Origin of the sequence: Pseudomonas entomophila (assembly GCF_023277925.1) — a bacterium.
GTDB lineage: Bacteria > Pseudomonadota > Gammaproteobacteria > Pseudomonadales > Pseudomonadaceae > Aquipseudomonas > Aquipseudomonas entomophila_D.
In genome coordinates this window covers 3,690,111-3,712,378 of record NZ_CP063832.1, presented here as the reverse complement: position 1 = coordinate 3,712,378, position 22,268 = coordinate 3,690,111, and the positions used below count along the sequence as shown (strand labels likewise).

22 protein-coding genes are annotated in these 22,268 nt (G+C 66.1%); 5 read left to right on the top strand and 17 right to left on the bottom strand.

Annotation, left to right across the window (positions count from 1 at the left end; genetic code table 11):
* Positions 1-17: 17 nt before the first annotated feature.
* From urtD to urtA, 4 genes are all read right to left on the bottom strand, one after another.
* Entirely contained in the window at positions 18-875 is an 858-nt protein-coding gene (urtD, locus tag IM733_RS16420; protein WP_248917616.1) for an urea ABC transporter ATP-binding protein UrtD, read from the bottom strand.
* Positions 872-1,951, bottom strand: coding sequence for an urea ABC transporter permease subunit UrtC (urtC, locus tag IM733_RS16415; protein WP_248917615.1), 1,080 nt, complete (start codon positions 1,949-1,951; stop codon positions 872-874). The genes urtD and urtC overlap by 4 nt, the downstream gene beginning before the upstream one ends.
* Entirely contained in the window at positions 1,951-3,471 is a 1,521-nt protein-coding gene (urtB, locus tag IM733_RS16410; RefSeq protein ID WP_248917614.1) for an urea ABC transporter permease subunit UrtB, read from the bottom strand. Before urtB ends, urtC begins: the two co-directional genes overlap by 1 nt.
* A gap of 78 nt (positions 3,472-3,549) precedes the next feature.
* Positions 3,550-4,815 carry an urea ABC transporter substrate-binding protein gene (gene urtA / locus IM733_RS16405; protein ID WP_248917613.1) on the bottom strand — a complete coding sequence of 422 codons (1,266 nt, stop codon included), beginning with the start codon at positions 4,813-4,815 and terminating at the stop codon, positions 3,550-3,552.
* A gap of 671 nt (positions 4,816-5,486) precedes the next feature.
* Between urtA and IM733_RS16400 the strand changes: the two genes are divergently transcribed.
* Positions 5,487-5,786, top strand: a complete 300-nt coding sequence (locus tag IM733_RS16400) for a hypothetical protein (protein ID WP_248917612.1) — start codon at positions 5,487-5,489, stop codon at positions 5,784-5,786.
* A 133-nt stretch (positions 5,787-5,919) separates the two neighbouring features.
* Here IM733_RS16400 and cycA read toward each other — a convergent pair whose 3' ends face one another.
* From cycA to cbiE, 13 genes are all read right to left on the bottom strand, one after another.
* Positions 5,920-7,335 (bottom strand): D-serine/D-alanine/glycine transporter, encoded by a 1,416-nt coding sequence (gene cycA / locus IM733_RS16395; protein ID WP_248917611.1) that lies wholly within the window; start codon positions 7,333-7,335, stop codon positions 5,920-5,922.
* A gap of 217 nt (positions 7,336-7,552) precedes the next feature.
* Positions 7,553-8,917: a PepSY-associated TM helix domain-containing protein gene (locus tag IM733_RS16390; protein ID WP_248917610.1), complete on the bottom strand. Its 1,365-nt coding sequence runs from the start codon at positions 8,915-8,917 to the stop codon at positions 7,553-7,555.
* A gap of 58 nt (positions 8,918-8,975) precedes the next feature.
* A complete protein-coding gene (locus tag IM733_RS16385) occupies positions 8,976-11,036 on the bottom strand; it encodes a TonB-dependent copper receptor (RefSeq protein ID WP_248917609.1) in 2,061 nt (686 codons plus the stop codon).
* Positions 11,037-11,105: 69 nt separating this feature from the next.
* Entirely contained in the window at positions 11,106-11,537 is a 432-nt protein-coding gene (locus IM733_RS16380) for a DUF2946 domain-containing protein (protein WP_248917608.1), read from the bottom strand.
* A 25-nt stretch (positions 11,538-11,562) separates the two neighbouring features.
* Positions 11,563-12,045 carry a copper chaperone PCu(A)C gene (locus IM733_RS16375; RefSeq protein ID WP_248917607.1) on the bottom strand — a complete coding sequence of 161 codons (483 nt, stop codon included), beginning with the start codon at positions 12,043-12,045 and terminating at the stop codon, positions 11,563-11,565.
* A gap of 47 nt (positions 12,046-12,092) precedes the next feature.
* The gene (locus IM733_RS16370) at positions 12,093-12,482 is read right to left on the bottom strand and encodes a DUF2946 domain-containing protein (protein ID WP_248917606.1); all 390 of its coding nucleotides are present in this window, start codon (positions 12,480-12,482) and stop codon (positions 12,093-12,095) included.
* Positions 12,483-12,594: 112 nt separating this feature from the next.
* On the bottom strand, positions 12,595-13,449 hold the full coding sequence (locus tag IM733_RS16365; protein WP_248917605.1) for an SPFH domain-containing protein: 855 nt from the start codon (positions 13,447-13,449) through the stop codon (positions 12,595-12,597).
* A gap of 27 nt (positions 13,450-13,476) precedes the next feature.
* Positions 13,477-13,914, bottom strand: coding sequence for an NfeD family protein (locus tag IM733_RS16360; protein ID WP_248917604.1), 438 nt, complete (start codon positions 13,912-13,914; stop codon positions 13,477-13,479).
* Positions 13,915-13,985: 71 nt separating this feature from the next.
* On the bottom strand, positions 13,986-14,396 hold the full coding sequence (gene vapC / locus IM733_RS16355) for a type II toxin-antitoxin system tRNA(fMet)-specific endonuclease VapC (RefSeq protein WP_248917603.1): 411 nt from the start codon (positions 14,394-14,396) through the stop codon (positions 13,986-13,988).
* The gene (gene vapB / locus IM733_RS16350) at positions 14,396-14,626 is read right to left on the bottom strand and encodes a type II toxin-antitoxin system VapB family antitoxin (RefSeq protein WP_011535889.1); all 231 of its coding nucleotides are present in this window, start codon (positions 14,624-14,626) and stop codon (positions 14,396-14,398) included. Before vapB ends, vapC begins: the two co-directional genes overlap by 1 nt.
* Before the next feature lie 82 nt (positions 14,627-14,708).
* Positions 14,709-15,437, bottom strand: coding sequence for a cobalt-precorrin-6A reductase (locus IM733_RS16345; protein WP_248917602.1), 729 nt, complete (start codon positions 15,435-15,437; stop codon positions 14,709-14,711).
* On the bottom strand, positions 15,434-16,528 hold the full coding sequence (locus tag IM733_RS16340) for a cobalt-precorrin-5B (C(1))-methyltransferase (protein WP_248917601.1): 1,095 nt from the start codon (positions 16,526-16,528) through the stop codon (positions 15,434-15,436). Before IM733_RS16340 ends, IM733_RS16345 begins: the two co-directional genes overlap by 4 nt.
* Entirely contained in the window at positions 16,521-17,732 is a 1,212-nt protein-coding gene (cbiE, locus tag IM733_RS16335; protein WP_248917600.1) for a precorrin-6y C5,15-methyltransferase (decarboxylating) subunit CbiE, read from the bottom strand. The genes IM733_RS16340 and cbiE overlap by 8 nt, the downstream gene beginning before the upstream one ends.
* 167 nt (positions 17,733-17,899) lie before the next feature.
* On the opposite strand from cbiE, the gene cobG reads away from it, so the two are divergent.
* The 4 genes from cobG to cobJ are packed head-to-tail and all read left to right on the top strand — an operon-like array spanning position 17,900 to position 22,263.
* On the top strand, positions 17,900-19,225 hold the full coding sequence (gene cobG, locus IM733_RS16330) for a precorrin-3B synthase (protein ID WP_432760373.1): 1,326 nt from the start codon (positions 17,900-17,902) through the stop codon (positions 19,223-19,225).
* Positions 19,218-19,844 (top strand): precorrin-8X methylmutase, encoded by a 627-nt coding sequence (locus IM733_RS16325; RefSeq protein WP_046854044.1) that lies wholly within the window; start codon positions 19,218-19,220, stop codon positions 19,842-19,844. Before cobG ends, IM733_RS16325 begins: the two co-directional genes overlap by 8 nt.
* Positions 19,841-20,575, top strand: coding sequence for a precorrin-2 C(20)-methyltransferase (locus IM733_RS16320; RefSeq protein WP_248917599.1), 735 nt, complete (start codon positions 19,841-19,843; stop codon positions 20,573-20,575). The genes IM733_RS16325 and IM733_RS16320 overlap by 4 nt, the downstream gene beginning before the upstream one ends.
* The gene (gene cobJ, locus IM733_RS16315) at positions 20,563-22,263 is read left to right on the top strand and encodes a precorrin-3B C(17)-methyltransferase (protein ID WP_248917598.1); all 1,701 of its coding nucleotides are present in this window, start codon (positions 20,563-20,565) and stop codon (positions 22,261-22,263) included. The genes IM733_RS16320 and cobJ overlap by 13 nt, the downstream gene beginning before the upstream one ends.
* Positions 22,264-22,268: the final 5 nt, after the last annotated feature.

Genomic DNA, 22,268 nt, shown 5'->3' with positions numbered 1-22,268 from the left:
TACAGGGCGTGTGGGGGTTATCGGCCGAGGTACACCTCGACCACCCGCTCATCCTCCTGCACCTGCGCCAGCGACCCTTCCGCCAGCACGCTGCCCTGGTGCAGCACCGTCACATGGTCGGCAATGCTGCCGACGAAGCCCATGTCATGCTCCACCACCATCAGCGAATGCCTGCCAGCCAAAGAGCGGAACAGCTCGGCGGTGAATTCGGTCTCGGCATCGGTCATCCCCGCCACCGGCTCGTCGAGCAGCAATAGCCTCGGTTCCTGCACCAGCAGCATGCCGATCTCCAGGAACTGCTTCTGCCCGTGGGACAACAACCCCGCCTGGCGCTGGGCCAGGGGCAGCAGGCGCAGGGTGGCCAACACCTCGTCGATGCGCTGGCGCTGCTCGCCGGACAACCGCGCGGCCAGAGTGGCCCACACCGACTTGTCGGCCTTGAGCGCCAGCTCCAGGTTCTCGAACACCGTCAGCGCCTCGAACACCGTGGGCTTCTGGAACTTGCGGCCGATGCCGGCCTGGGCGATCTGGCATTCGCTCATGCGGGTCAGGTCGAGGGTGTCGCCGAAAAACGCGCTACCCGTGTCGGGGCGGGTCTTGCCGGTGATCACGTCCATCATCGTGGTCTTGCCGGCGCCGTTGGGGCCGATGATGCAGCGCAGCTCGCCGACGCCGATATACAGGTTCAGGTCGTTGAGCGCCTTGAAGCCATCGAAGCTGACGCTGATACCCTCCAGGCTCAGCACCGTGCCATGGCGGGTGTCGAGCCCGGCCTCGCGACGCCGGCCCAGGCCGATGGCCTCGCGGCCGCTGCCGATCTGGTCGAAGATCGGTTCCAGCATGAATTCCGGGTGCACCGGGGGTACGCTTCTCATGGCTGGCTCCTTTTCTTCACAAGACCGACCACGCCCTTGGGCAGGTACAGGGTGACGAGGATGAACAGCGCGCCGAGGAAGAACAGCCAGAACTCGGGGAACGCCACGGTGAACCAGCTCTTCATGCCATTGACCAGGCCGGCGCCGAGCAGCGGCCCGATCAACGTGCCGCGCCCGCCGAGTGCCACCCACACGGCGGCCTCGATGGAGTTGGTCGGTGACATCTCGCTGGGGTTGATGATGCCCACCTGCGGCACGTACAACGCCCCGGCCAGGCCGCACAGCACGGCACTGAGCACCCACACCAGCAGCTTGAAACCGCGCGGGTCGTAGCCGCAGAACATCAGGCGGTTCTCGGCGTCGCGCACGGCGGTGAGCAGGCGGCCGAACTTGCTCTGGGTCAGGCGCCAGCACAGGTACAGGCTGGCCAGCAGCAGACCGACTGTCAGCAGGAACAGCACCGCCCGGGTGCCCTGGGCGGCGATGTCGAAACCGAGGATGGTGCGGAAGCTAGTGAAGCCGTTGTTGCCGCCAAAGCCGGTCTCGTTGCGAAAGAACAGCAGCATGCCGGCGAAGGTCAGGGCCTGGGTCATGATCGAGAAGTACACGCCTTTGATCCGCGAGCGGAAGGCGAAGAAGCCGAACACCAGCGCCAGCAGCCCCGGCGCCAGCACGATCAGGCACAGCGCCCAGGCGAAGTGCTGGGTGCCGGCCCAGTACCAGGGCAGCTCGCTCCACGACAGGAAGGTCATGAAGCCCGGCAGACCATCACCGGCCGCCTGGCGCATCAGGTACATGCCCATGGCATAGCCGCCAAGGGCAAAGAACAGGCCGTGGCCCAGCGACAGTAGCCCGGCATAGCCCCACACCAGGTCCAGGGCCAGGGCGACGATGGCGTAGCAAAGAATCTTGCCGACCAGGGTCAGGGTATAGGCCGAGACCTGCAAGGCGTGCCCGTCGGGCAGCAGCGACAGCAGCGGCAGGGCCAGCAGCACCAGGACGACAACGGCGCCGACGGCCAGCGACACCCGTGTGCCGGCCTTGCGCGTGGCAGTGACAATCAATGGCTGGTTCATCAGTCGATTACCCGTCCCTTGAGGGCGAACAGGCCTTGCGGGCGCTTCTGGATGAACAGAATGATCAGCGCAAGGATGAGGATCTTGCCCAGCACCGCCCCGATCTGCGGCTCCAGCAGTTTGTTGGCGATGCCCAGCCCGAAGGCCGCCCACAGGCTGCCGGCCAGCTGGCCGACGCCGCCGAGCACCACCACCAGGAACGAGTCGATGATGTAGCTCTGGCCCAGGTCTGGCCCGACGTTGCCGACCTGGCTCAGGGCCACGCCACCAAGCCCGGCGATACCCGAGCCGAGGCCGAAGGCGAGCATGTCCACGCGCCCGGTGGACACCCCGCAGCAGGCCGCCATGTTGCGGTTCTGGGTGACCGCGCGCACGTTCAGGCCCAGCCGCGTGCGGTTGAGCAGCAGCCAGGTAAGCAGCACCACCGCCAGGGCGAAGCCGATGATCACCAGGCGGTTGTACGGCAGCACCAGGTTGGGCAGCACCTGGATGCCGCCGGACAGCCAGGCCGGGTTGCTCACCTCGACGTTTTGCGCGCCGAAGATCAGCCGCACGGCCTGGATCAGGATCAGGCTGATGCCCCAGGTGGCCAGCAGGGTTTCCAGCGGGCGGCCGTAGAGGTGGCGGATCACCGTGCGTTCCAGCGCCATGCCGACGCCCGCGCTGACCGCGAAGGCCACCGGCAGCGCGATCAGCGGGTAGAACTCGATGGCGCCGGGGGCATAGCGTTGCAGCAGCACCTGGACCATGTAGGTGCTGTAGGCGCCGAGCATCAGCATCTCGCCGTGGGCCATGTTGATCACCCCCAGCAAGCCGAAGGTGATCGCCAGGCCCAGCGCCGCCAGCAGCAGGATCGAACCCAGCGACAGGCCGCTGAAGGCCTGGCCGAGCAGCTCGCCCACCAGCAGCTTGCGCTGCACCTGGGCCAGGCTGGTTTCGGCGGCGATACGCACGCCGGCATCGGTTTCCGCATTTGGTTGCAGCAGCGCTTCGAGGCGAGTGCGGGCCAGCGGGTCGCCGGTTTCGCCGAGCAGGCGCACGGCGGCCAGGCGTACCGCGGGCTCGCTGGCGCCCAGTTGCAGGTTGGCCAGGGCCAGGCCAAGGGCGGCGTGCACGGCGGCGTCGGGTTCGCTGGCGAAGCGCCGGTCGAGGAAGGCCATCTGCGCGGGTTGCGCGGTTTTCTGCAGTTGCTGGGCGGCGGCCAGGCGGGTTGCGCTGCTGTCGCTGAGCAACTGGTGGCTGGCCAGGGCGTTGTCGATCAGGCCGCGCAGGCGGTTGTTCAGGCGCAGCTTGCGCGTGTCGTTGGCGGCGATGCGGCCCTGGCGCAGGTTTTCCAGCAGCGGCAGACGTGCGGCATCGGGTTGTGCGGCCCAGGTTTCGAGCAGGCGGGCCTGTTCGGCGGGCTTGGCGCTGAGGAAGAATTCGCCTTCGCTGGCTTGGCTGGTCAGGGGCAGTAACAACAAGAGCGTGAGCAGGAGTCTGAGCATGCGGGCCATCCTGGAAATCGGCGGTGGATTCATCGCGGATGAATCCGCGCCTACACGGACCTGTAGGAGCGGACTTATCCGCGATAGGGCCGCACAGCGGCCCCAATGCACTCAGTTACCTTTCACCGCATAATCCGGCCGCTTGTCATTCCCCGGAATGAACGGGCTCCAAGGCTGCGCCCGCAACGGCTCTTCTGTCTGCCACACCACACTGAACTGCCCGTCATCCTGGATCTCGCCGATCATCACCGGCTTGTGCAGGTGATGGTTGCTCTTGTCCATGGTCAGGGTGAAGCCCGACGGGGCCTTGAAGCTCTGCCCGGCCAGCGCCTCGCGCACCTTGTCCACATCGGTGCTGCCGGCCTTCTGCGCCGCCTGCGCCCACATGTGAATGCCCACGTAGGTGGCCTCCATCGGGTCGTTGGTCACCGCCTTGTCGGCCCCTGGCAGGTTCTTGGCCTTGGCGTAGGCCTTCCAGTCGGCGACGAACTGCTGGTTCACCGGGTTATCCACCGACTCGAAGTAGTTCCACGCCGCCAGGTGCCCCACCAGCGGTTTGGTGTCGATGCCGCGCAGTTCCTCTTCGCCCACCGAGAACGCCACCACCGGCACATCGGTGGCCTTCAGGCCCTGGTTGGCCAGCTCCTTGTAGAACGGCACGTTGGAATCGCCGTTGACCGTGGAGATGACCGCCGTCTTGCCGCCAGCGGAGAACTTCTTGATGTTGGCGACGATGGTCTGGTAATCGCTGTGGCCGAACGGCGTGTACACCTCTTCGATGTCCTTGTCGGCCACGCCTTTGCTGTGCAGGAAGGCGCGCAGGATCTTGTTGGTGGTGCGCGGGTAGACGTAGTCGGTGCCCAGCAGGAAGAAGCGCTTGGCGCTGCCGCCGTCTTCGCTCATCAGGTACTCGACGGCCGGGATGGCTTGCTGGTTGGGCGCGGCACCTGTGTAGAACACGTTCGGCGACATCTCTTCACCCTCGTACTGCACCGGGTAGAACAGCAGGCCGTTGAGCTCTTCGAACACTGGCAGCACCGACTTGCGCGACACCGAGGTCCAGCAGCCGAACACCACCGCCACCTTGTCCTGGGTCAGCAGCTGGCGGCTCTTTTCGGCGAACAGCGGCCAGTTGGACGCCGGGTCCACCACCACCGGTTCGAGCATCTTGCCGTTGACGCCGCCCTTGGCGTTGATTTCGTCGATGGTCATCAGCGCCATGTCCTTGAGCGAGGTCTCGGAAATGGCCATGGTCCCGGACAGCGAATGCAGGATGCCGACCTTGATGGTCTCGGCGGCCTGGATGCTCCAGCTCAGGCCCATCGCGGCGATCGATGCGCTGAGGGTGAAGGCCTTGATCAGACTGCGTCGCTTCATGTGCTCACTCCGATGTGATGGTGGGGGTTGGCCAGGTCGGAGATTGCAAAGGCTGTGCCGAGCGATGGAAGGTGCGTGATAGAGCGGTTGTGCGACGAATCGGGGCGTGGGGTGGGGCCAGGATGGTGCCTTGACGATTAGCATGCACAGGATTGGGGCCGCTGTGCGGCCCATCGCGGATGAATCCGCTCCTACAAGCACAGCGCAAACTTCAAGGCCACGCTATCTCTGTAGGAGCGGATTCATCCGCGAAGGACTGCAAAGCAGTCCCATTTAGGTGTGCGGTCGCAGTCCGATGACGGGGCTTCTGAAGGCATTTGCCGCCCAACATTTTGACACACAAGCGGCACTTGAGTACCGTGCCGCACCGCAGTAGTTTCTGCGGTTCGGGATTGGCGTCCCGCTGTCAGAACCGGGCACATCGCACTTGCGATAGCGTGTCCTGCATGGTTGCACCCGTTATGGGCGGAGCCGTGTGTGGGAGCCTTCGGGCTCACCGGACCTTCTGACCGGCAACGCCAACCCGCACGGCTCCGTCCACCCATATTGGCGTATGGGCACGGAGATACACTTCAGAAGGCTGCAAGGAGTAGCACCATGCTCAAGAAGATCGTTCCAGATCCACCGTTCGCATTTGCTGAAATCGCCACCTTTCATCGAGAGGTGCAGCCATGAACCAGGAATCGCTGGTCAACCACAGTCCCCGCAAATCACGTCCCGTCACCGCCAGTTCCCACTTCGGCACCTGCAATCACGCCCACGATCCGATGCTTTCGGTGCATGCCGGGGTCGATAGCGAGGATGCGCTGGTGTGCGCCGTGGCGGCGTTGAAGGCGGCGTATGAGAGCAATGCCGCCGCGTTGGAAAAGGCGGGGGAGCCGTTGCGCAGTTTGCTGACGGCGACGGAGAACTCGCTGGAGAAAGGCCTGGCGCTGGCCGAGGCGGTGCTTGAGGGATTGGAGCGGGGTTGAGACAGTAGGGGCGTTGTGTGCCCATTCGCCAGCAAGGCTGGCTCCTACAGGTCTCGCGCAGGTTTCGGAGCGTGCGCTGTACCTGTAGGAGCCAGCCTTGCTGGCGAATGGGCTGCGCAGCAGCCCCCCGCAATCAGCTGTTCGACGCCCCACGCACTGCCGCACGCGGCTGACGCCTGCTACGCACAAACTGATAGGTCACCGCCAGGATGACGAACCAGATAGGTGTCACCACCAGCGCCGAGCGGGTGTCGGCCTCCAGGCTCAACAGCACCAGGATGCCGGCGAAGAACACCAGGCACACGTAGCACATGAAGCGCCCGCCGGGCATCTTGTAGGTGGATTGCTCATGCAGCGCCGCGCGCTGTTTGCGGTAGCTCAGGTACGACAGCAGGATCAGCGTCCACACGAACATGAACAGCACCGCCGACACCGTCGTCACCAGGGTGAAGGCTTCGATCACATTGGGTACCAGGTAGATCAGCACCGCGCCCAGCAGCAGGCAGGTGCAGGAGAAGTACAGGCCGTTGGCCGGCACCGCGCGGCGCGAGAGTTTCTCGAACGCCTTGGGTGCATCGCCCTCCTGGGCCAGGCCGAACAGCATGCGGCTGGTGGAGAACACGCCGCTGTTGGCCGACGAGGCCGCAGAAGTCAGCACCACGAAGTTGATGATGCTCGCCGCCGCCGGCAGGCCGGCCAGCACGAACAGCTCGACGAACGGGCTCTTGCCCGGCACCACGTCGCGCCATGGCGTGACCGCCATGATGGCGATCAGCGCCAGCACGTAGAACACGATGATGCGGATCGGGATCGAGTTGATCGCCCGCGGCAGGGTGCGCTCGGGGTTCTTCGCTTCGGCGGCGGTGGTGCCCACCAGCTCGATGCCGACGAAGGCGAACACGGCGATCTGGAAGCCGGCGAAGAAGCCCAGCAGGCCATTGGGGAACATGCCGCCGTCATTCCACAGGTTGGCCAGGTTGGCGGTATGGCCTGCCGGCGACTGGAAACCGGTGATGACCATGTACAGGCCGGTGGCGACCAGGCCCATGATGGCGATGATCTTGATCAGGGCGAACCAGAATTCCATCTCGCCGAACATCTTCACCGTGACCAGGTTCAGCGACAGCAACAGCGCCACGCAGCTCAGCGCTGGTATCCACTGCGGCAGGTCCGGGAACCAGAATTGGGTGTAGGCGGCGATCGCCACCACGTCGGCGATGCCGGTGACCACCCAGCAGAACCAGTAGGTCCAGCCGGTGAAGTAGCCGGCCCAGGGGCCGAGCAGGTCGGCGGAGAAATCGATGAACGACTTGTAGTTGAGGTTCGACAGCAGCAGCTCGCCCATGGCGCGCATGACGAAGAACAGCATGAAGCCGATGATCATGTAGACGAAGATGATCGACGGGCCGGCCAGGCTGATGGTCTTGCCCGAGCCCATGAACAGGCCGGTGCCGATGGCGCCGCCAATGGCGATGAGCTGGATGTGGCGGTTGGTCAGGTTACGTTGCAGGTGCTGCGCTTCAGGGGGTGTCTGGGAGGTCCGGGTCATAGGCTGCATTCCATTGAGGGTCAGTCTTTTTGTGAGCGAAAGCCGCGTAGGCTATCACGTCGTGTTCCGATCACGGGCGTGGCAGATCGACACGATCTTGGCGGTGCAGCGCGGTGTTCGACATGACGGGAATCAATGGTTGATTTCGCCGGCCCTTTCGCCGGCAAGCCGGCGCCTACGACGATCCTGTAGGCGCCGGCTTGCCGGCGAACAGTTCTCAAGCCTGGACCATGGCCCGGCGTCTCACCACCAGGTTATCCACCACCCACATCACCACCATGGACAACCCTACCAGCGGGAAGGCGACGCCCAACACCACCATCACCCCCACTGCCGTCTTCCAGCGCGGCAGGTCATGACGCAGCGGCGGCACGCCCAGCCCACCGGCCGGCTTGCGCTTCCACCACATCACCAGCCCGCTCACCGAGCCCAGCAGGATCATCAGGCACACCAGCAGGATGGCGAGCTGATTCAGCGGCCCGAACATCTTGCCCTCGTGCAGCATCACCCCCAGCTCCGTGGCGCGGGCCACCGGGCTGTAGTCCTGCCAGCGCACATCGGCCAGCACTTTTCCGGTGTACTGGTCCACATGCAGGGTGGCGTCGTTGCGCGGATCGTCGGCGAACACGGCGATAGTGAACACGCCTTCGGCACTGGTCGGCAGGGTGATGCTGTAGCCCGGTTCGACCTTGCGCAGGGTAGCGACATCCTCGACCTGCTGCAGGCTGACCTGCGGCGCCGCCGGGGCGTGATCCATCATGTGATGCCCGGCATGCTCGGCGTGGGCGCCGGACACCGGCATCGGGGTGTTCTCCATGGCCCACGGCACGGTCTGGCGATGGGCTTCATTCAGTTCGCGTGCCTGTTTATCGGACTTGGGCACGTCATTCCACATGGCCGCCGGGAACCTGTTCCACAGGTCGGCGTACTGCTTGCCCCACAACCCGGTCCAGGTCATGCCGCTGATCAGCATCAACAGCAGCAATGCCGAACCCCAGAAGCCAGTGACGGCATGCAGGTCGCGCCACAGCACCCGGCCGCGCGCGCTGAAACGTGGCCACAGCACGCCCGCGCTGTTGCGCCCGCGTGGCCACCACAGATAGAGGCCGGACACGACCAGGACAACGCCCCAGCCGGCCGCCAGTTCCACCAGCCGGTCACCGACCGTGCCCACCATCAGTTCGCCGTGCAGCGCGCGGGCAATGGCTTGCAGGTTTTGCTTGCCGTCTTGTGCGCCCAGCACCTTGCCGCTGTAAGGGTCGACGAAGACATTCAACTCGCGCCCGCCGTCGTGCACCACGAACTGCGCGCTGCGCTCGGCGTTGATCGCTGGCAGGTATTGGCCCACCTGCCCCTGTGGATAAGCCTGGCGCACATTGGCCAGCAGCGTGTCGGCAGCCTGCCGGTGATGGCCGGCCTCGACCACCATCAGCTCGCGGTACATCAGCGGGTCGAGCTGCGGTTTGAACAGGTAGATGATCCCGGTGATCGCCAGCAAGATCATGAACGGCGCCACGAACAGCCCGGCATAGAAATGCCAGCGCCACGCAAGGTTGTAGAAGGAAACGTTTGGTTTGCTCATGGGAGCCTCCCCTAGACCTTAAGTGGGCGCGGTCAGGTTCCGCGCCCGTTTGTTGTTGTCAGAAGCTGAAATCGACCTTGGTCCAGAAGGTCCTGCCTGGCTCGTTCACCGGTTCCGTGGCGTTGGCCGGGTAGCCGAACCCGGCGTTCCCGGCCAGGTTCAGGTGCTCGGCGTAGGCCTTGTCGAACAGGTTGTCGACGCCCGCGCTGAGCTTGAGGTTGTGGTTGATCTTGTAGGCGCCGTTGAGCGAGAACACACCGAAGCCTGAGCTTGTGTCGTAGTCCTTGCCGACCACGTTGCCCTGGTTCTTGGCGATGCGGTTCTGCTCGGCTACGAGGCGCCACAGGGCACCGACGCTCCAGGTGTCACGGCTGTAGGTCAGGCCCAGGCGGCTTTCCAGCGGTGGCATCTGTGGCAGGGCCTTGCCGTCGCTGCTGTTCTTGCCCCAGGCGTAGGCCAGGGTGGCATCGGCCTTCCAGTTCTCGGTCAGCTTGTAGGCCGCGCCCAGCTCGCCGCCCATGATGCGGGCGTCGACGTTCTGTGCCCGGGAAACAAGCCGGTTGCTCATGCCGCCCATGCCTGGCACGTAGTCGAACAGGATGTAGTCGCGGATCTGCCCGACGTAGCCCGAAGCCCAGGCCTCCAGGCGTTCGTCGCGGTACTGGATGCCGAAGTCGAGTTGGGTGGTCTTCTCCGGCTTGATGCCGTCGAAGGCGTTTACCGAACCGGTTGGTGCCAGGGTGGGTGAGAACAGCTCCCAGTAGTCGGGGAAGCGCTGGGTATGGCCCAGACCGATGTAGGTGGTGGCCGGCATGTCGGTCAGATCGTGCTCATAGCGGACGAAGCCGCTGGGCAAGGTGTCGGCCCGGGTGTCGCCGCTGGTGGCGATGTCCTTGCGGAAATCGCGGGCCGAGGCGCGGTCCAGGCGGGCGCCGGTGATCAATCGGTCCTCGCCGGTGGCGTACCAGGTCAGTTCACCGAAGACCCCGTAGTTATGGAAGTCGGCGTCCTTGTCCCAGGGCTTGGCCTTGTACGTATCAATGCCCATGCCATTGCGCTTGCGGTGCTCGTTGGTCTGCGCGTCGATGCCGCTGATCAGTTGTACATCGGCCCAGCGCCAGGTGGCCTTGATCCGGGCGCCCAGGGTGCGGCGATCGACGTTGCTGGCCATCGCCATCCCGACGGGCGAGCGCAGGGTGTAGTTGTCCATCACGTGGTCGGCGTAGTTGTAGTAGACCTGCGCCTCGACCTTGTCGAGCACCTCGCCGAGGTTGGACTTCTCGAAGCGCAGGCCCAGGCTTTCGCGCTTGAACTGCGAACCGTCCATGCCACGCCCGGCGGAGCGGGCCTCGCCGTCGCCCTTGCCGGCGGTCAGTTCCAGCAAGGTGTCGGCGTCCGGGGTCCAGCCGAGGCTGACGTCGCCGTTCCACTTGTCCCAACGCGACGGCACGGTGTCGCCGTTGCCGTCCTCGAAATCGTCCGAGTGCGACTGGTTGCCGACGAAGCGCACGTAGCCGAGCTGGTTGCCGGCCGCGGCGTCGAGCACCTTGTCGAAGCGGCCGTTGGAGCCGGCCAGTATGCTGCCGTTGACCCGGCTGCCGAGTTCACCGAACTGCTCCGGCTCACGCTCGAAGAGGATGGTGCCGGCCGAACCGCCGGGGCCCCAGATCACGCTTTGCGGGCCCTTGATCACGGTGAGACGGTCGTAGGTTTCCGGGGAGATGTACGATGTCGGGGCGTCCATGCGGCCCGGGCAGGCGCCGAGCATCATGCCGCCGTTGGTGAGGATGTTCAGGCGCGAGCCGAACATGCCGCGCAGCACCGGGTCGCCGTTGGTGCCGCCAGCGCGGATCACCGAGAAACCGGGGATGGTCTTGAGGTAGTCGCCGCCGTCGCTGGCCGGCACGGGCTGGCGCGGGTCCTTGGGGTTGGTGACCACGGTCAGCGGCGAGCTGGGGGCGATGGCGGTGATCACCGTCGGGCTCAGTTCGGCCGGGTCGTGGACATGGCCTTCATGGCCGGTTTCGGCGGCAAAGGCCAGTGGCGCGAGCAGCGAGCCGCAGAGCACGGCGACGGTGCCGCGCAGGGAAAGGGCAAAAACAGGGGTGCAGCCGGACATAATGATTCCAGTCGATCAGTCATGAGTCAGCACGAAGCCTCCTGGCTTCGGGCGTTTAGCGTGTGGTGTTCAAGCGACGATCGAACGGGGTGGCGCGCGGCTGCGGGCGCCGGGGAATACAGCCTGCCGGGCATGGCCCTGGCGCGTGGCGATGGTGAGGTGGGTGGGTGGGGTGACGCTGCCTGCGCTGAGCGGGCTGATGGCCTGGGGCAGGGCGGGGCAGTTGAACAGCAGGCTGCAGTAGCCGCACTTCTCCCACATGACATGCAACTGGCCATCGTTGCCGTGGCCGTGGTGCTCGTCGTGAGCGTGGGCCATGGGCATGCCCATCGACATGTCCATGGGCATGGCCATGCCGGCGTGGTGCTCCATCGGCATCGACTGGGAAACCAGCGGGCCGATGAAGATCATCCACATGGCGAACAGGCTCAGCCAGCCGCCACCGACGCGCCTGCGATCAGGGCGGGTGCTGCGGGCGGAGCTGTAGCGCGGCAGGCTCATGGCGAGCGCCTGTCAGTCGATCAGGTCAGTGCGCGTGCTCGTGCGCGGCCTGATCGGCGGGCGGCTGCTTCTGCACGGCGACTTCGACGGTGATGTCACCGGCCTTCTCGAAGTGCAGGGTCAGTGGGAAGCGCTTGCCATCGGTCAGCAGGCTGCGGTCCTTGGGCTGCATGATCATCACGTGATAAGCGCTGGGGGCGAAGGTCAGGTCCTTGCCGGCGGGCACCACCACGCTTTGCACCTGCTGCATCTTCATGGCGCCGGCGGCGCTCATCGCATGTTCGTGCAGTTGGGCGTCGGCGCTGATCGGGGTGTCCGCCGAGAGCAGGCGGTCATCGGCCTTGCCGTTGTTGTGCACGACGAAGTAGGCCGCGACGTTGGGCGCGTTCGGCGGCAGCTCCAGCGACCAGGGGTGGGCGATGTGCAGGTCGCCTTTGCTGTACTCGTGGGCGTTGGCATAGGCGCCGGGCAGCAGCAGGGCGGCCAGGACGAGGGCTTGCTTGAGCATGGGGGAGTCTCCGGTCTGTTCAGGTTCTGATGGACAGCGTAGTGAACTCAGACCAGCGGAGAGGCACGGGGATTGAGCGCGGGCCATAACTGGCGCGGCGTGGGCTGGTAGTCGGCGAGTTGAGCGGGTTCGCGCGTCTGCTGCAACGGCGGATTGCGCAGTTGTGGCGGGTAGCCGGGCAGGGCCAGCAGTGGCGCGGCGCCCGAGCAGCACCAGCAGTTCATCATGCTGGCGCTGTCGTCGCTTTGCGTACCTAGGTCGATCTTGGCCAGGGCCTGCACATCGACTTTGGCCTTGTTCGCCATGCTCGAACAGAAAGCCCCCCACAGCAGCTGTTCGGCCGGGCCTTTCGGCGCGGCAGAAGACAGCGGCATGGCCAGCAGGTTGAACAGCACTGCGAGGCAGGCTATCCAGGCGATGTGCCGACGTGGGGGCATGGAGAGATCCGGTCAGGAATCGTGGTGGCTATTGTACGGCGGAGTATAGGAAAAAATGCCGGGGTGCGGTGAAGTGCCGCACCTGGGGGCTGCTGCGCAGCCCCCGGCGCTATCAGGCCTTGCCGCGGCCCAGCAGCCCGCGCACGGTCTCTTGCAGGTCGGCCGGCAGCACCACGACTTTCGCATTGTCGCTGGCCGCCAGGTTCTCCATCGCGCCGATGTAACGCTCACCCAGCAGGTACATGGCTGGCACGGTCTCGCTACCCACGGCTTCCTTGACCAAGGTGATCGCCCGCGCCGATGCCTCGGCCAGGTTGACCTGGGCTTCGGCATCCAGCTTGGCCGCCTGCAGGCGCGCTTCGGCCTCGAGGATCGCCGCCTGCTTGTTGCCTTCGGCGCGGGTCACGTCGGCTTTACGCTCACGCTCGGCGGCTGCCTGACGCTCCATGGCGGTCTGCATGCTCGGCGACGGCTTGATGTCCTGGATCTCCACCGAGCGCACGGTCACGCCCCAGTCTTCGGTCTGCTCGGACATCGCCTCGCGCAGGCGCGCCTTGATCTGCTCGCGGCTGGACAGTGCTTCGTCCAGGTCCATGGCGCCGACGATGGCGCGCAGCGAGGTCATGGTCAGGCTGGTGACGGCGAACGAGAAGTTCTGCACGCCGTACGAGGCTTTCTGCGGGTCGACCACCTTGGCGAAGCACAGGGCGTTGGCGACGATCACCGCGTTGTCCTTGGTGATGATCTCCTGCTGCTGCACGTCGAGGATGATGTCCTTGGTGGGCAGCCGGTAGGCGACCACATCCATGTATGGGATGACGATGTTGAGGCCCGGCTTGAGGGTGTTGTGGTAGCGGCCCAGGCGCTCGACGATCCATTCCTCGCCCTGGGGCACGATGCGCACCCCCTTGAACACGGTGATCAGTACGAAGGCGGCGAGGGTGGCGACGACGATGAGGCTGGTCATGCTTGCAAACTTCCTTTTAGTGCGGATTCAGGCCCGGGTGACCCGGGCGGTGTTGCCTTCGATGGCGGCCAGGCGCACGCGCTCGCCGGCGGGGATGTCGTTGTCCGAGACGCAGGTCCATTCCTCGTTGCCGAGGATCGGTTTCTGGAAGCGCACGCGGCCTTTCTGGAACTGCGACACACTGGCGGTCAGCAGGCCGACCTCGCCGATTACGCTGTCGGCGGTCCAGCGCACGTCCGGCTTCTTGCGCCGGAACACCTTGAACCAGAGCACGGTGGTGATCGACGAGAACACCACCCACAGCAGGCCCTGCATATCGAGTTGCAGGCTGGGGGCAAGCAGCGAGACGAGCGATACCAGCACGGCGCCGATGCCGAACCAGAGAATGAAGAAGGTGGGGAGCACCAGTTCAAGCAGGATCAAGGCCACGCCGAAGACGAGCCAGATCCACCATTGCATTTCCATATGGGTGGAGCCTTCCAGAAGGGGGAGGTGATTGTAAGGCAGGATCAAAGCATAGGGCCATCTCGCGGTGGTCAGCGTGCCGGTGTAACCCAGTCCTCCACACGCAGCCCGGGAACACGCTGGAATTCGCGCAGGTTGTTGGTCACGAGGGTGAGGCCGCGGGCACGGGCGTGGCCGGCGATCATTCGGTCATAGGGGCCGATGGGGGTGCCGGCCTTGGCCAGCTCTGCTCGCAGTTGCGCGGTATGAGCAGCGCCCTGGATGTCGTAATCAAGTACATCGAGGCGTGCGGCAAACCCCTCGACAATGGCCAGATTACGCTCTGGAGTGGCGGACTTTTCCGCGCCGTAGATCAACTCCATCAGGGTTACCGTGCTGATGGCCAGCTGGCCATGATGACGATTGAACGCCTCGCGCACCGCCTGTGGTTTGTTCTTGATGGTGAAAATGCAGATGTTGGTGTCGAGCATGTACCTGAGCATCAGAATCCTTCGCGCTCCTGGTCGGCTGGCTGCTCCCTGCTTGCCATGAAGTCCGCACTCACATCGTCACCCTCGAACCAGCTGTCCCAGCTTTCGCCAGCGGGCGAGATGATGCGCGAACGCCCGACCGCGACGATGTCCACGCGGGTGACGTCTTCTGGAAGGGCGAGGGCTTTTGGCATGCGGATAGCCTGGCTGCGGTTGCTCTTGAAGACTGCACCCTGCTCCATGATGTGCCTCCTTGAAAGCGCAAATGTATGTCCGGAGTTTAATTCTCGTGATGTATATGTCAATGGGATATACGCGTGGCGCTCAGGCGTCGATCAGGTCGAGCGCCTCCAGAACCCGCTTCGTGTTCTCAAACTCCCGATCCACATGTGGCAGCGTCGGCCGCGCAAGCACCAGCACCGGCAGCCCACGCTCACGCGCCACCTCCAGTTTTGGCTCGGTGGCCATGCTGCCGCTGTTCTTGCTCACCAGCACGTCGATCTGCCTGCGTTCGAACAGTGTGTGTTCATCCTCGATCTGGAACGGACCACGGGCGCCGATTACTTCGCAGCGCTCATTGCCCGGGCAGGCTTCGAGGGCGCGCAACGTCCAGAACTGATGCGGGGGAATTTCATCCAGGTGTCGCAGCGGCTCGCGGCCGAGGGTGAACAGTGGGCGCTGGAAGGGGGCCAGGGCTTCGATCAGCTCGGCCCAGTCAGCGACTTCGCGCCAGTCGTCCCCCGGCTGTGCCTGCCACGCTGGGCGGCGTAGCGCCCAGCAGGGGATACCCACGCGGGCGGCGGCCTGGGCTGCGTTGGCACTGATTTGCGCAGCGTAGGGATGGGTGGCGTCGATCAGCAGGTCGATGCCTTCGGCGCGCAGGTAGTCGGCCAGGCCTTCGGCGCCCCCATAACCGCCGACCCGCACCTGGCAGGCCAGGTCTTGGGGAATGCGGCCGATGCCGGCGAGGCTGTAGACATGCTGCGGGCCGAGCCGGCGGGCGATGGCCAGGGCTTCGGCGACGCCGCCGAGCAGCAGGATGCGACCGTTCATGCCACGCCCGCCTTGCCGACGATGCCGCCCTGGCGATCGATGGCGAACACTTCGACCTGTACCCGGGCCGGCACCACGCTGCGGGCGAAGAGCAGGGCGTGACGGCAGACCTCGTCGCCCAGGGCGATACCGGCGGCATGGGCCAGGGCCAGGGCCTGTTGGCTGGTATTGGCAGTGATGATCGCCTGTTGCAGCGCCGGGTCCGCGCCAATGGCCGCTGCCCAGCCCGCCAGTTGCGGCAGGTCGATGCTCGAATGACGGCTGTGCAGGTCCATGTGTCCGGCCGCCAACTTGCTGATCTTGCCGAAACCGCCGCACAGCGTGAGGCGTGGCACGGGCACCTTGCGCAGGTGCTTGAGCACGGCGCCGACGAAGTCGCCCATCTCGATCAGGGCGATCTCCGGCAGGTTGTAGACCCGGCGCATGGTGTCTTCACTGGCGTTGCCGGTGCAGGCGGCGATGTGGGTGTAGCCATTGGTGTGGGCGACATCGATGCCCTGGTGGATCGAAGCGATGTAGGCCGAGCAGGAGAACGGCCGGACAATGCCGCTGGTGCCCAGGATCGACAACCCGCCGAGGATGCCCAGGCGTGGGTTCATGGTCTTCAGGGCCAACTGCTCGCCATCCTGCACGTTGACCGTGACCTGGAAACCGCCGCCATAGCCGCAGTCGCTGGCCAGTTGCTGCAAGTGGTCGCTGATCATCTTGCGAGGTACCGGGTTGATGGCTGGCTCACCGACCGCCAGCACCAGCCCTGGGCGGGTCACGGTGCCGACGCCCGCGCCCGCGACGAAGCGAACGCCAGGCTCGGCGAGCAGGCGCACCTGGCTGTAGAGCAGGGCGCCATGGGTCACATCGGGGTCGTCGCCCGCATCCTTCAACGTGCCGGCTTCGGCCATGTCGCCCCTGAGGTGGCAGAACTCCAGGCGCATCTGCACCACCTTGCCTTTGGGCAGGGTGATTTCCACCGCGTCGTGTTGCTGGCCGGTTAGCAGCAGGCGCGCTGCCGCCAGGCTGGTGGCGGTGGCGCAGCTGCCGGTGGTCAGGCCGCTGCGAAGGGGGGCGGCCTGCTCGCGGGTTTCTTCACGCATCGAGGGGTTTCACCACGTCGAGCAGGGTGATCGGCAGGGCTTGGCGCCAGGTGTCGAAACTGCCCAGGGGTTGCGTGTGGGCGATGTGGATGCGGGTCAGTTCGCCGCCGTGCCGCTCGCGCAATTGCGCGAGGGCAAGCTCGCTTTGCAGCGTGACGGCGTTGGCCACCAGGCGCCCGCCCGGCAACAGGCGTTCCCAGCAAAGCGCCAGCACGCCTTCGCGGGTGACGCCGCCGCCGATGAAGATTGCGTCCGGGCGCTCCAGCCCAGCCAGCGCGTCGGGCGCTTTGCCACGGACCAGTTGCAGGCCGGGTACGCCAAGGCTGTCGCGGTTGTATTCGATGAAACCCTGGCGGCCTTCGTCAGCCTCGATGGCCAAGGTGCGGCAGCTGGGGTGGGCGCGCATCCATTCAATGCCGATGGAGCCGCAGCCGGCGCCCACATCCCACAGCAGTTCGCCGGGTTGCGGGGCGAGGCGGGCCAGGGTGATGGCGCGCACGTCGCGTTTGGTCAGTTGGCCGTCATGGCGGAAGGCGCTGTCGGGCAGGCCGGCGACCCGGGGCAGGCGCGGGGTGTCGGGCGAGGCCTGGCACTCGATGGCGACCAGGTTGAGCGTGGCGATATCCGTGTGCGGCCAGTCGTCGGCGGTGCCGCTCAGTTGGCGCTCCTGCGGGCCGCCGAGATGCTCGAACACCTGAAGGCGGCTGGGGCCGAAGCCATGTTCGCGCAGTTGCGCGGCGATGGTGGCCGGGCTGCTTTCGTCGTTGCTCAGCACCAGCAGGCGCACGCCGCTGTGCAGATAGGCATTGAGCACGGCCAGCGGGCGGGCCACCACCGAGACCACCTGCACCTCCTGCAATGGCCAGCCCAGGCGGGCGGCGGCGAGGGCGCAGGAGGAGGGCATCGACAGGACCTGAAGTTCTTCGGCGGGTAGCTGGCGTGCCAGGCTGGCGCCGACGCCGAAGAACATCGGGTCGCCGCTGGCCAGTACACATACCGGCTCGCCGCGCAGGGCAAGGACCGGGGCCAGCGAGAACGGGCTGGGCCAGTGCAACTGCTCGGCGGTCACGCAGCGTGGCAGCAGCGCCAGCTGGCGTGGGGCGCCGATGATTCGGGTGGCCGACAGCAGGGCGCGCCGGGCCTGTTTGCCCAGGCCGCTGAAACCGTCTTCGCCGATGCCTATTACTGTCAGCCAGGGGGCCATCTGTGCCTCGTACCAATCATTGATCGCGGGGCAAGCCCGCTCCCACGAGGTGGCGTGGGAGCGGGCTTGCCCCGCGAATTATCGTAGCGTTCGACCACCGGTTTTTCATGCCGCCGGACAAAGCAGGCATAATACCGCGCCTTCTACACTGAAGCGCACTTTCACGATTGCCGGATGCCTCCTTGAAGCCGCCCCTGCCCCCTGAAGTTTCGCCCCGTCCCTCGGCCTGCCCGGGGTTGTGGCGCATCGTCGCCGCGCGCGACGGTGGCATCTGCCGGATCAAGCTGCCTGGTGGCCTGCTGCTGGCCGAGCAGGCCGATGCCGTGGCCGACGCCGCCGAGCGCTTCGCCGACGGGGTGATCGAGGCGACCAACCGGGCCAATCTGCAGATCCGTGGCATCGGCGACGACCATCGCGGCCTGGTCGAGCATCTGCTGGGGGCGGGGCTTGGCTCGCGTGACGCGGCCGGTGACGATGTGCGCAACCTCATGCTCAGCCCATTGGCCGGGCTCGACCCTACCATGCTGTTCGACACCCGACCGTTGGCCGGGCAGATCCTCGACCTGCTGGAAAGCACACCGAGGTTCCATCAACTGTCGGCCAAGTTCGCCGTGCAGCTCGATGGCGGCGAAAGCCTGGCGATGCTCGAGCACCCGCACGATCTGTGGCTGTCCGCCCTGCAGTGCGAAGGACGGGTCTGGTTGCGCTTCGGGCTCGCGAGCAGCCTGTCGAATGGCCAGGTGCTGGGCGCGGTGCCGGTGGAGCAGGGGCTGGCGCTGGTGCGCGCGGTGCTGGAGCGCTTCCTCGACCTGGCGACGCCCGAGCAGGCGCGCATGCGCCAACTGCTCCAGGCCTGCCCGGTGGAGCACTTTCTCGACGGGCTGGATATCCAGCGTGGCACCACCCAGCTGGCGTCGCGGCGCCCGACGGCGAGCAGCCCTTGGCTGGGCGTGCTACCCCAGCGCCAGGGCGTGGCCCTGGGCGTCGCGCCGCCTCTCGGGCGCCTGACGCCCGCCATGCTGCGCGGCGCCGCCCGCATCGCCAGGCAGTGGGGCGACGGGCGCTTGCGCCTGACGCCTTGGCAGAGCCTGGTGGTGACCTGCGTGAACCCGGCTCATGTGGAGAGTGCCCAGGCGCGACTGACGGCCTTGGGCCTGCTCTGCCACGCTGATCACCCCTTGGCACGGGTCGTTGCCTGCACCGGCTCCAGCGGCTGCGCCAAGGCCCAGGCCGATACCAAGGCCGATGCCGTGACCCTGGCCGGCCTGCTGCACCACGGTGCACCGGGCAGCGTGCACCTGTCCGCCTGCCCACGTTCCTGTGCCATGGCCCACACCGCCACGGCTACCCTGCTGGCCCGAGCCCCGGGCCGCTATGACCTTTACTTGCGCGACGCGCGCCTGCCGGGCTTCGGCAAGCTGCGCGCAGCCGACCTCACCCCAGAAGAAGCAGGCGCCATGCTCGACCTGCCGACGGAGCACCTTGATGATTGACTACATCCGCGATGGTCAGGAGATCTATCGCAATTCCTTCCGGATCATCCGCGAGGAAGCCCGGCTCGAGCGGATCCCCGCCGATCTCGAAAAGCTCGCCGTGCGCGTGATCCATGCCTGCGGCATGGTCGAGGCCATCGATGGCCTGCAGTTCTCCGAAGGTGCCGGTAGCGCTGGCCGCGAAGCCCTGGCCAAGGGCGCGCCGATCCTCTGCGACGCGCACATGGTCGCCGAAGGCATCACCCGTGCCCGCCTGCCGGCGAACAACCCGGTGATCTGCACCCTGCGCGACCCGAGCGTGCCGGACCTGGCCAAGGCCGAGGGCAACACCCGTTCGGCGGTGGCCCTGGAACTGTGGCGCCCGCACCTGGAAGGCAGCGTGGTGGTGATCGGCAATGCGCCGACTGCGCTGTTCTACCTGCTGGAAATGCTCGACGCCGGCGCGCCGAAGCCGGCACTGATCCTTGGCTTCCCGGTCGGTTTCGTGGGGGCCGCCGAATCCAAGGCCATGCTCGCCGCCGACAGCCGTGGCGTGCCGTTCGTGATCATGCAGGGCCGCCTGGGCGGCAGCGCGATGGCCGCCGCCGCGGTCAACGCCCTGGCCACGGAGGTGGAATGATGCACGCACGCGGACGACTGCTGGGCCTGGGCGTGGGCCCTGGCGACCCGGAGCTGATCACGCTCAAGGCCCTGCGCCTGCTGCGTGAGGCGCCGGTGGTGGCGTACTTCGTGGCCAAGGGCAAGCGCGGTAACGCCTTCGGCATCATCGAGGCGCACCTGCAAGCCGAACAGACCTTGCTGCCGCTGGTGTACCCGGTGACCACCGAAGTGCTGCCGGCGCCGCTCTCCTACGAACAGGTGATCAGTGACTTCTACGACGAAGCCAGCGTGCAAGTGGCCGCGCACCTGGATGCCGGCCGCGATGTGGCGGTGATCTGCGAAGGCGATCCCTTCTTCTACGGCTCTTACATGTACCTGCACGATCGCCTGGCCTCGCGCTACGAAGCGCAGGTGATCCCGGGCGTCTGTTCGATGCTCGGTGGCGCCTCGGTGCTTGGGGCGCCGTTGGTGTATCGCAACCAGACCCTCACCGTGCTTTCCGGCGTGTTGCCCCATGAGGAGCTCAAGCGCCGCCTGGCCGATGCCGACGCTGCGGTGATCATGAAGCTGGGGCGCAACTTCCCCAAGGTGCGCCAGGTGCTGGCGGAACTGGGGCTGGACGGGCGCGCGCTGTACGTGGAGCGGGCGACCATGGCCAACCAGAAGATCGTCGCGCTGGATGAGGTCGACCCGCAGTCCTCGCCGTACTTCTCGCTGATTATCGTGCCGGGTGAAAAATGGCAGGGATGAACAATGCACCGGCAATCGTCATTCTCGGGCCAGGCAGCCTGGCCACCGCGCAGCGTATCCGGCAGCGTTATCCACAGGCCGTGATCCATGGCCTGGAAGGTCGCGTGGAGGGGGCGGACCAATACTACGCCGCGTTCGGCGACACGCTGCGCGCGCTTTACCAGCAGGGCACACCGATCATCGCCTTGTGCGCAGCGGGAATCGTCATTCGCACCTTGGCGCCGCTGTTGACGGAAAAAGGCGTCGAGCCACCGGTGCTGGCCATCGCCGAGGATGGCAGCGCCGTGGTGCCGCTGCTCGGTGGCCTGGGTGGCGTCAATGTCATGGCCCGCGAGATCGGCGAGACGCTGGGTGTTGGCGCGGCGATCACCACCAGTGGCGAATTGCGTTTTGGCACCTGTCTGCTCAATCCGCCCGAGGGCTACGCACTGGCCGATCTGGAGCAGGGCAAGCGTTTCGTATCCGATTTGCTGGCGGGCGAGGCGGTGCGTGTCGAAGGCAAAGCGCCGTGGCTTGACCACGCCCAGTTACCCGCTCGCGATGACGCGCAACGTACCATCCATGTGGGGAGCGCGCGTCGCCCGGCCAGCCGTGACGAACTGCTGATCCATGCACGTTGCGTGGTGGTGGCGGTCACGGCCGGCACCTGCGATCTGGTGCAACAGGTGCGTGAGGAACTGCTGCAGGCGAACATCGCCGAGCCCGCACTGGCGTGCCTGCTGGCGAGCGAGAGCGAAATGGCGCAGCCAGCCCTGTTCGAGGCCGCGCAGGCATTGAATGTCGCGCTGCGCTTTGCCCCTGCCGCGCCAAACCTGGAGCGGATGCTCATCGACGCGCTGCCGCAGGCGCGTGTGGCGACGTCCAGCGGGCTGGCCCATGCGATTGCCGCCACGCCGCTCGAGATTGAGCGCATCGGCCGCCGCCGTGGCCGCCTGAGTGTGATCGGCCTGGGGCCAGGCGCTGCCGAGCTGATGGTGCCAGCGGTCAAGGCGGAGCTGGCGCGTGCCGAGGATGTGCTCGGTTATGAGACCTATGTGCGCATGGCTGGCCCGTTCCGCGCCGACCAGGTGCTGCACTGCACCGACAACCGCGAAGAGATGCAGCGTGCCCGCCATGCCTTCGAGTTGGCGGCAACGGGGCGTTCGGTGGTGGTGGTGTCGTCGGGTGATCCAGGTGTGTTCGCCATGGCCGCTGCGGTGCTCGAAGCCTTGCACGAGTCCACTGACCCCGCCTGGCAGCAGGTCGATCTGCAGATCCTGCCGGGGGTTTCGGCCTCACTGGCCACCGCCGCGCAAGCGGGGGCGCCGCTGGGGCACGACTTCTGCGTGATGTCGCTGTCGGACAACCTCAAGCCCTGGTCGATCATCGAGAAACGCCTCGACCTGGCGGCCGAGGCGGACCTGGTGCTGGCATTCTATAACCCGATCTCCAAGGCCAGGCCCCATCAATTGGGACAGGCGCTGGAAGTGGTGCGCCGCCATCGCGCCGCTGAAACACCGGTGGTGCTGGGGCGTGATATCGGGCGGCCGGGGCAGACGCTGCGGGTGGTCACCCTGGGCGAGTTGCTGCCGGAGATGGTCGACATGCGCACCATGGTGTTGGTCGGCTCTTCGACCACGTGCACCTTCCCCCGTGCCGATGGTACCCAGTGGGTCTACACACCACGCTGGTACCCCAGCAAGCCCTGAGCGGA